The following is a 5,953-nucleotide window of genomic DNA, read 5'->3' as shown; positions in this document are numbered from 1 at the left end:
GTTGAAAAGGATGTACGCGGTTACATGAAGATTTTATTTAATAGACCGGAAAAAAGGAATGCTGTGAATTATCAATTAATGGACGAACTTGAGGCGGTTTTGTCAAAAGCGGCAAGCGACGATGAAGTAAAGATGCTGGTCCTGACAGGGGCAGGCTCTCAGGCATTCTGTTCAGGTGGGGATCTAAGCGAGTTTCATGACCTCTACACAGAGGAAGAGGCCTTTACCATGTTATCAAAAATGGGTAAGATTCTTTATACACTAGCGGTTTTTCCAAAACCTACACTAGCACTTCTTAATGGGAGTGCTGTCGGTGGCGGGTGTGAAATAGCGACTGCTTGTGATTTTAGATTGGCAAAAAGTGGAGTGAAACTTGGTTTTGTACAGGGGACACTTGGGATTACGACAGGATGGGGCGGTGCTTCGCTTTTACTTGAGAAAATACCAGAGCAAAAAGCGCTGAAACTATTGTTGGATGCAAAAATACATAAAGCTGAAGTAGCCAGGGAATTTGGTTTCGTAGATAAGATAATCGAAGAAGATACGAATGGATGGGAAGAATTTGTAGAAGATTTACTTCGTCATGAGACAGGAGTACTGATGGCTTATAAAAAATTATTGGTCAAGAAATGGAAGGATAGCGGGATAAAAGGAAGAATGGAAGCGGAAATTCGTGAATGTGCTAAACTATGGGCGACTGATGCACATCATGCTGCAGTCGATCGGTTTTTAAACAAGAAAAAATAAATGTTACACCCTCTATATTTCTTCTATCTTTCCTAGCATGTGCATATTATGAAGTAAAACTTGCTGGGAGGTAGAGAGATGTCACTTACGAGACAAGATGCATGGACACAGGATGAGGATTTGTTGCTGGTTGAAGTGGTATTAAGGCATATTCGAGAAGGCAGTACACAGTTAAGGGCATTTGAAGAAGTAGGGAAGCAGGTATCGAGAACATCAGCCGCTTGTGGATTTCGTTGGAATTCTTTTGTAAGAAAGCAATATAAATCAGGAATTGAGCTGGCCAAAAAGCAAAGGAAAGAACAGGCTGTAAAGGAAACCGATTTTGAAACGGAAACTGTAGTAGCAGAATTCAAGACTATTGAACAAAAGACAAACGAGGAAAGGGAAAATGAATCTATTACCCTTCAGGAAGTTATATTATATTTAACGAAAATGGATGAATTAATCCAACTTGATAGTAAGGAAAAAGAACAAATTTCTGAGCACTCACTTTTACTTGAACAGGAAAATGATCGTTTACAGGATGAAAATAGACTGTTGAAAGAAAACTTGAAAGTGGTAGAGGAAGATTATCGTGCGTTAATGCAAATTATGGAGCGGGCTAGAAAGCTCAGTGTGCTAGAAGACGAAAAGGCGAATCCGAAAGTTAGTTTTCAAATGGATAAAAACGGAAATTTGGAAAGGGTTAATAAATAAAAAAAGCGGGTGGAAATATCCGCCCGCTTTTTTTATCACCTTATTCTTGTGTATCTATGTTTATGTTCTCTTCTTGTTTGACAAATGGGCTCCAAATTAGCGGGTTTTCTCCAAGGTCCCGGTCCATATCATAGGAAACAGCAGAGAAATCCATTTTTTTCCAAAAGTCTTGTGAATGAACTCTTGGGTTCGTTTTGATTGGCATGTTCAGACTTTTAGCGAATTCAACTAAAGCTCTTCCATAACCTTTTTTCTGATAGTTAGGCAAGACTTCAAGTTTCCAAAGAACGAGGAAGTCTCTTGTATTATCAAAATACTGGTCAAAATTAGCACTTTTTTTGTACAGACTCATCCTTGCTACAAGTTTGTCACCATAAAAGATACCGTAAAAAGGTGATTGGCTGTCATTTTCAATGATGTTACCTTCTAAATCATCGAGCATTGACAGTTCCTGTATCCCGTATTCTTTGAATTTTTTGAATTCCTCAAGCGTTTTAAAATTTACAAGTAATCTCTCCACCTTGTATTCCATAAAAAAGCTCCCCCTTAATTCTGATAAACCTCTTCCAACAATACCTTTGAAAGTACCTCAATGCTAAGTTATCATGTGGAATTCCAGCTTAAGGCATAAATCTAGTGTGGCATCAATCGATTCATCCTTGCTGACTAAATGCTTACAGCCGAGTATCCCCCGCCCTTTTTCCTTCGATTTCTCGTCGGCTTAAGACTGGAGGTATCTTTTGTTCCTATAAAGTCAAAAAAATGGCTCGGCTTTTATATCTAATATACCATTAATTTATCTCATAAAGAAGGAAATAAAACTTAGGCTGTCGTATTTATAATTCGCTCCCCTTATTTTTATAGCGAGCGGAAATGAGCATGGGGATAGCGATGCAGGGGTTTCTTCGATCGAGAGGAGGAATCGCCGCAGGTTAAAAAAGAAAATGTGTTAAAATAGTAAATATATATCAAAAAGTAAGGAAGGTTATTATGAGAATTGGAATCATAGGGGGCGGGGCAATCGGTTTGTTGTTCGCATCTCGTTTGAGTGGGAATCATAGTGTTACTCTTTATACTCGTACAACGGAACAAGCATCCATTATAAATCGTGATGGTCTGTGTTTTATTGAGAATGGGGAAAGCCGGTTGCTAACAGGGATAGTTTCGAAAGCTATGGAAGAAGGTACATCGAGTGAAGATCTTATCATAATAACTGTTAAGCAATATCACCTTTCGCAAATCTTACCCGTCATTGAACGAATACAAGTTCCATTGCTATTCTTGCAGAATGGCTATGGACATATATCTTATTTGAAACAGCTGCAATCACCAGTCATCTATGTTGGGGTAGTGGAGCATGGGGCCCTGAAACATGACCAAAATACTGTGGAGCATACGGGACTCGGTATCACGCGGGTGGCATCCTTCAAAGGAAGTCTTGATCAGCTGTCGTTATTAGATGAAAAAATCAATCGTTTTCCTTTTTCTAAGAGTGAGAACTATCACTCTATGCTGATAGATAAGCTGGTCGTTAATGCAGTTATTAATCCATTAACAGCGATACTATCTGTGGAAAATGGAAAATTAATCAGTAATCCCTTTTATTATCAGCTGTTTCAGGCTCTTTTCGAGGAAATTTCTGCTATTTTAGAATTGCCAAATAAGATGGGGTCATTTGAACATGTAAAATCCGTATGCTTTGCAACAGCAGAAAACCGATCTTCCATGCTCAAAGACATAGATAATGGCAGGAAAACGGAAATCGATGCTATTTTGGGTTATATCCTCTCGGAGGCAAAGGGAAAAGAGAAAAGTGATTGCGTAACGGCTTCTCTATATAAAATGGTTAAAGGAAAAGAGTCTCAGGGGGGATGAGGGTGTGCCGAACTTTGTATCAAGTCTTGCTGCGATATTTATTACCTTGCCCTTTATAGGGTATATTCTATTTTTTATCGGTGCTAAACAATTCACTGGAAACCATAGACGATCCGTTCAATTTGCGATGGATATGAGTACATTACTTTTCGTTTTATCAGTCCATTATTTAATTATTACAATTTGGGATATACATATTCTTTGGGTGATCATGCTGATCATGATTGTCAACGCATTTGTTGTTGTTCTTGTCCATTATAAGGTGAAAGAAGAAATCATTTTTCATAAGGTTTTAAAAGGTTTTTGGAGAGTGAATTTTGCCTTCTTTTTCTGCGCTTACCTACTATTATTTTCCATTGGTTTGATTACAAGTATTACGAAGATATTGACTACATAACATAGAACATAACATCAATTTTCTGCTGCTGGGCAACTTCTTTTGTTTTCTTAAAACAGAATGTTATACTCTAAAAAGAATTGTAGTTGCAGAGAAAGGGAGAACAGAAATGGAGATGAAAGATCTCGCGTTACCATCTTTAAATCGTTTTGCATCGGACTATTTACAAAACCGTCTTGAAACTGAGGAGTATTTTCACTATGACCTGTCCAATCCGGACATATATCGTAATAGATACCTTGAATTGATGAACCGTTCGTTTTTACGAGGGGAGTTATCAGATTACATACAACAATACATGTCTCGTTTTCCAAGCAGTGATGCTGTTAATGGAAATATTGAAAGGCTGCGCAGTAACGATTCAGTGGTCGTGATTGGCGGGCAGCAGGCTGGTTTATTGTCAGGTCCGCTTTATACGATTCATAAAGTGATATCAATCATTAAGCTTGCAGAAGAACAAGAAAAAGAACTAGGGAAGTCTGTAATTCCTGTTTTTTGGATAGCTGGTGAAGATCATGATTTAGCTGAAGTCAATCATGTTTATGTGATGAAAAACAATAAACCTAATAAAAAGACATACCCTTCATATCAGCCATATAAAACAATGATTTCGGATGTGGAGCTTGATACGGAAAAGGCAGAGAAGTGGTTCGAAGAAATCATTGAAACTTACGGAGAAACAGCCTTTACGAATAAACTTCTTATTGATATTAAAGAAACAATCGAGCAATCGAACACATTCGTCGACTTTTTTGCCCGTCTGATTCACGAATGGTTCCATGAATATGGCCTTTTACTTGTCGATGCTGGTGATCCGAAACTAAGGGAAATTGAAACAGGCTTCTTTGAATCGATGATTAAAAAAAGTGAACGGATTGCAGAAGTTGTCGTGGAGCAACAATCATATATGCATGCTCAAGGCTATGCAAAAATGATAGAAATGGATAAACAGGCAGCTAATTTATTTTATTATGATACAGATAAAAAAGATCGATGTTTGCTCGAACGGGTAGATGGTATGTTCAGCGGGAAGAACGGAGAGGTTTCATTTTCTGAGCAGGAACTCTTGCAGATAGCCAAAGGTCATCCAGAACAACTAAGCAATAATGTCATTACTCGTCCGCTTATGCAGGAAATGCTTTTCCCGGTATTAGCTTTTATTTCTGGACCGGGGGAAATTGCTTATTGGGCAGAATTGAAACAGGCATTTGAGTTGTTTTCAATGAAGATGCCGCCAATCGTTCCGAGGTTAAACATCACGCTTGTAGAGCGTGGCGTTCAAACTGATCTTGAGGAAACAGAACTCGAGTTGGAGACCGTGTTGACTGAAGGAACCACGAATGCTGTTCGATGTTACCTTGATACTGTGAAGGATGAGACGATTGATCAATTATTCGGGCAGTTGAAATCGCAACTTGAAGATAATCATGAAAAGCTATCAGTGCACGCTGTTTCGTTAGATAGAGGTCTTGAGCCGATGTTGAATAAAAATATCGAATTCATCCAAAAGCAATTGGATTTCATGTATGGGAAAATTGGTGACCGTACTAAGGAACGCCACTCGGTTGTATTGAAAAAGTTTGAACGGATAGCAAATTCGCTGTATCCTCTGGAATCACCACAGGAGAGGATTTGGAATGTTTTTTATTACTTGAATCAATATGGACCAGATTTTGTTCGGGAAATTATGAAACTGGATTATCAGTTCAATAACCAGCACAAATTGATTTTTTTGTAGAAAAACTCACCTGGTTGGATGAGAGTGGTGGGCAAATGATTTTGAACAAAGAGACTCACCTACCTTTAGGAAGAATGGGACTATAAAAATCAGCAGAAAGACAGGCGACCAGCCTGTCTTTTTTTGTTTGTGGCCATTTGGCATGTAAGCCTTCGACAGTATTAGTGTGACTGTGTCTTAGTGTGCGTTAATTCGAGTGAAATGGTGTTGTCTTTAAATAAATTGGCTAAATAAACTTAAGAAGAAAAGAAGGGAATTTTTACTTATAAGGAGAAAGTAAAAACAAGTGGAGAAAGGTGGGGGAATGTGGTACATTGAGATTAGAATGTGGGGGTTGTGGGTATGTTCATGGGAGAGTACCATCATAACATCGATATAAAAGGTCGTCTGATTGTCCCAGTTAAATTCAGGGACAACCTTGGGGAACAATTTGTACTGACCCGTGGACTTGATCAATGTTTATTTGGTTACCCTATGGAAGAGTGGAAGCTGCTTGAAGA

Annotated in this window: 7 protein-coding genes; 6 read left to right on the top strand and 1 reads right to left on the bottom strand. The window is 38.5% G+C overall.

Annotation, left to right across the window (positions count from 1 at the left end; all coding sequences use genetic code 11):
• Nucleotides 1-747 (top strand): enoyl-CoA hydratase/isomerase family protein (locus AC1DUW_RS19400; protein WP_477643230.1); only part of this gene is annotated, 747 nt, incomplete at its 5' end.
• A 78-nt stretch (nt 748-825) separates the two neighbouring features.
• Nucleotides 826-1,443: an RsfA family transcriptional regulator gene (locus AC1DUW_RS19395; RefSeq protein ID WP_053345224.1), complete on the top strand. Its 618-nt coding sequence runs from the start codon at nt 826-828 to the stop codon at nt 1,441-1,443.
• A gap of 40 nt (nt 1,444-1,483) precedes the next feature.
• Here AC1DUW_RS19395 and AC1DUW_RS19390 read toward each other — a convergent pair whose 3' ends face one another.
• The gene (locus AC1DUW_RS19390) at nt 1,484-1,975 is read right to left on the bottom strand and encodes an N-acetyltransferase (protein WP_053345225.1); all 492 of its coding nucleotides are present in this window, start codon (nt 1,973-1,975) and stop codon (nt 1,484-1,486) included.
• A 458-nt stretch (nt 1,976-2,433) separates the two neighbouring features.
• Here AC1DUW_RS19390 and AC1DUW_RS19385 point away from each other — a divergent pair, with 458 nt between their 5' ends.
• The 4 genes from AC1DUW_RS19385 to AC1DUW_RS19370 form a co-directional block, all read left to right on the top strand.
• A complete protein-coding gene (locus tag AC1DUW_RS19385) occupies nt 2,434-3,318 on the top strand; it encodes a 2-dehydropantoate 2-reductase (protein WP_053345226.1) in 885 nt (294 codons plus the stop codon).
• Between the two features lie 4 nt (nt 3,319-3,322).
• Nucleotides 3,323-3,715 (top strand): DUF3397 domain-containing protein, encoded by a 393-nt coding sequence (locus AC1DUW_RS19380; RefSeq protein ID WP_053345227.1) that lies wholly within the window; start codon nt 3,323-3,325, stop codon nt 3,713-3,715.
• Between the two features lie 109 nt (nt 3,716-3,824).
• Nucleotides 3,825-5,453, top strand: coding sequence for a bacillithiol biosynthesis cysteine-adding enzyme BshC (bshC, locus tag AC1DUW_RS19375; RefSeq protein ID WP_053345228.1), 1,629 nt, complete (start codon nt 3,825-3,827; stop codon nt 5,451-5,453).
• Between the two features lie 342 nt (nt 5,454-5,795).
• Nucleotides 5,796-5,953, top strand: a 158-nt coding sequence (locus tag AC1DUW_RS19370) for a division/cell wall cluster transcriptional repressor MraZ (RefSeq protein ID WP_477643231.1), incomplete at its 3' end; no start/stop codon positions are given.

The organism is Peribacillus sp. P4_C12, assembly GCF_056402095.1.
The sequence above is the reverse complement of the archived record's forward strand: the minus strand, read 5'-3'. Positions and strand labels throughout refer to the sequence as shown.

Excerpts from the sequence above, each read along its gene's own strand:
- bshC (WP_053345228.1), top strand. The coding sequence starts at position 3,825 with ATGGAGATGAAAGATCTCGCGTTACCATCTTTAAATCGTTTTGCATCG.
- AC1DUW_RS19385 (WP_053345226.1), top strand. The coding sequence starts at position 2,434 with ATGAGAATTGGAATCATAGGGGGCGGGGCAATCGGTTTGTTGTTCGCA.
- AC1DUW_RS19395 (WP_053345224.1), top strand. The coding sequence starts at position 826 with ATGTCACTTACGAGACAAGATGCATGGACACAGGATGAGGATTTGTTG.
- AC1DUW_RS19390 (WP_053345225.1), bottom strand. The coding sequence starts at position 1,975 with ATGGAATACAAGGTGGAGAGATTACTTGTAAATTTTAAAACGCTTGAG.